The organism is Guyparkeria sp., from assembly GCF_046545975.1.
GTDB lineage: Bacteria > Pseudomonadota > Gammaproteobacteria > Halothiobacillales > Halothiobacillaceae > Guyparkeria.
Genome location: NZ_JBKGYT010000128.1, coordinates 1 through 3,067 on the forward strand (window position 1 = coordinate 1; position 3,067 = coordinate 3,067).

General features: G+C 68.3%; 3 protein-coding genes and 1 other RNA gene. All 4 read left to right on the forward strand.

Annotated elements, in window-relative coordinates; all coding sequences use genetic code 11:
* The coding region (locus tag ACLFMY_RS08805; protein WP_410764287.1) for an SDR family NAD(P)-dependent oxidoreductase at positions 1–784 on the forward strand (784 nt) is incomplete at its 5' end.
* 69 nt (positions 785–853) lie between these two features.
* Positions 854–1,408, forward strand: a complete 555-nt coding sequence (gene thpR / locus ACLFMY_RS08810; RefSeq protein ID WP_410764288.1) for an RNA 2',3'-cyclic phosphodiesterase — start codon at positions 854–856, stop codon at positions 1,406–1,408.
* Between the two features lie 50 nt (positions 1,409–1,458).
* Entirely contained in the window at positions 1,459–2,505 is a 1,047-nt protein-coding gene (locus ACLFMY_RS08815; RefSeq protein ID WP_410764289.1) for a ribonuclease Z, read from the forward strand.
* A gap of 153 nt (positions 2,506–2,658) precedes the next feature.
* Positions 2,659–3,020, forward strand: a transfer-messenger RNA (tmRNA) gene (gene ssrA, locus ACLFMY_RS08820).
* The last annotated feature ends 47 nt before the right edge of the window (positions 3,021–3,067 follow it).

The following is a 3,067-nucleotide window of genomic DNA, read 5'->3' on the forward strand; positions in this document are numbered from 1 at the left end:
TCATCGAGCACGCGAGGAGACGAGAAACATGATCGAGACCGATTCGGTGGCCCTGGTGACCGGCAGTGCCCGTGGTATCGGGCGTGCCACGGTGCTTGCCTTCGCGCGGGCCGGCGCGAACGTGGTGATCGCGGACCTGCACGACGAGGACGGCCGGGCCCTGGTCGAGGAAGTCGAGGCAATGGGTCGGCAGGCGCTGTATGTCCACTGCGACGTCTCCGACCCCGAATCGGTGGCCGCGCTGTTCCGTGCCGTCCGGGAGCGCTTCGGCCGGCTGGACCACGCCTGCAACAATGCCGGCATCGAGGGCGAGCAGGCACCGACCGGCGAGAGTTCGCTCGCGAACTTCGACCGGGTGATCGGCGTGAACCTGCGCGGCGTGTTCGTCTGCATGCAGGAGGAGCTGCGGCTGATGCTCGAGAACGGTGGGGGCAGCATCGTCAACATGGCCTCGGTGGCCGGGCTGATCGGTTTCGCCGGGTTGCCCGCCTACTGCGCGTCCAAGGGCGGGGTGGTGCAGTTGACCCGCACGGCCGCCGTCGAGTACGCCGAGCAGGGCGTGCGCGTCAACGCCGTGTGCCCCGGCGCGATACAGACCGAGATGATCGACCGGATCACCGGTCCCGAGGAGGAGGCGCGCAAGCGGTTGCGTGCCCTGCACCCCATGAACCGGTTCGGCACGCCGGACGAGGTCGCGGACGCCGTGGTGTGGCTGTGCTCGACGGGGGCGGGCTTCGTCACGGGGCAGGCCCTGCCGGTCGACGGCGGCCTGGTCGCACGCTGAGACGGTCGGGGTACGGCGCGCTCGTGCCGCGACGAAGCTGGCCGACGGTCGTCGACGGAGAGCCGTGGCATGCCTGAGGAAACCGAGCCACCCGACCAGGGCCGCCAGCATCGCGTCTTCATTGCCCTCTGGCCGGAGGCGGCCGTCCGTGACCAGCTGGTGCGGGTGGCCCGGCGCCTGCCCGGTGGCGGGCGCATGGTCCCGCCAGGGCACCTGCACCTGACCCTTGCCTTTCCCGGCAACGTGCCGACCGACCGCGTCGACTGCCTGGTGGCCGGGCTGGACAGGTTGCGCACCCGACCGATTCCCCTGGTGCTCGATCGCGTCGGGCATTTCAGCGGCGCACGGGTGGCCTGGATCGGACCCAGCCGGGTGCCCGCCGCCTTGCAGCGGCTCGCCGGGGCCGCCCATCAGCTGTGTGCCGACTGCGACATCGAGATCGAGGGCCGCCGGTTCGTTCCTCACGTCACCCTGCGGCGCGGCGCGACGGTGCCGGCAGCCCGGCACTTCCACCCCGTGCCCGTCCGCTGGTGCACGAACTCGGTCGCCCTGATCGAGAGCGGCGACAACGGCCGGCCCGGCCCCTACCGGGTCGTTGCCCGGGTCGGGCGGTTTGCGCGGTGACGACCGGCCCGTCCGACGGTGACCGGCACGAAGCGGGGGATTGAGCGACGATGCCCAGACCGCTGTTCCAGCCGATCGTTCTCAACGGCCCGCAGGGTGACCCGGTGGTCTACGTGGACTTCCTGTTCTCCCGGCGGGCCCTGCTGTTCGACCTGGGGAACATCCGTGCCCTGGCCCCTCGCAAGGTGCTGCGGCTCACGGACGTCTTCGTCTCGCATACGCACATGGACCATTTCACGGACTTCGCCTGGCTGTTGCGTCTGCTGCTGGTGCGCGACATCGAGATCCGGCTGTTCGGGCCGCCGGGATTCATCCGTCACGTCGAATGCCACCTGGCGGCCTTCGAGTGGAATCTCGCCCACAAGTACGAGGAAGACGTGCACCTGACCGTCACCGAACTGCACGCGGACGAACGGGGTCGGCGGGCCGAATTCCGCTTCCGCCATCGCTTCGCCCGGGAGAACGACCGCGCCGTCGACCTGCCGGGCAACGTGCTGCTTGACGACGGACGCATCACCGTGACCGCCGCCCTGCTGGATCACCAGGGGCTGCCCAGCATGGCCTGGTCGGTCGAAGAGGGGCGTCATGTGAACATCTGGAGGAACCGGCTGGACGAGCTGGGGCTGGGCACCGGGCCGTGGCTGAGCCGCCTGCGCCAGGCGGTGCTCGACGGGCGGCCGGATGACGAGGTCATCGTGGCGGAGTGGCGGAGGGACGGTCGGCTCGAGCGGCAGGAATGGCGACTGGGCGATCTGCGCCGCGAGGTGCTGCGTGTCACCGCCGGGCAGAAGATCGCCTACGTGGTCGACTGCGGCTTCAGCGGCGAGAACCGGGCGCGCGCGTCGAGCCTGCTTGCCGGCGCGCACACGGCGTTCGTCGAGGCGGCCTTCCTGCACGAGGATGCCGACCGGGCCGAGGAACGAGGGCATCTCACGGCCCGCCAGGCCGGCTGGCTCGCACGCGAGGCCGGCGTGGAGCGGCTGGTGCCCCTGCACTTCTCGCCGCGCTACGGGGAACGGGTCGGCCAGCTGGAGACCGAGGCGCTCGCGGCGTTTCGCGGAGACGAGGGATCCGGCTTGGTATCGGCCCGGCAATGACCTAGACTGCTTTCCGTGATGAATCGCCGTGCCGGAGCGTGGAACTTTTCCACAGGCCGGGCGTCTGATTCATCAGTTGGACGAAATGGCCGCTTCCCGAACGGGAAAGGGCTTGAAAACGGGACCACGGTCCCCATATCCAACGAAGACTTTGGGGGTGACACGGATTCGACGCGGGTCACGAAACTCAAGGTGCATGCCGAGGTGTAGTCTCCTCGTAAAACAACTGCAAAACCAATAGTTGCCAACGACGACAACTACGCACTCGCAGCTTAAAACCCTGTAGGGTGCCGTCTGGCCGGAGCCGTGCTTGTGCGTCCGGAACCCAGGCGTCGACTCTCGCAAGCTCGCGGTGAAGCGCGTCCGGCGTGGATCCGTTAAACAAATTACCGGACTCGCCGAGTATCTTCCCTGCCTGTCGGGTAGTACTCGGTTAAAGCAATAGACAGGACAAGCATGTAGGACCGAGAGCGTAGGGCTTGCGGACGCGGGTTCGACTCCCGCCACCTCCACCAAACGCCATCGATGCCCGGCTGATTCGTCAGCCGGGCATTTTTTTGGT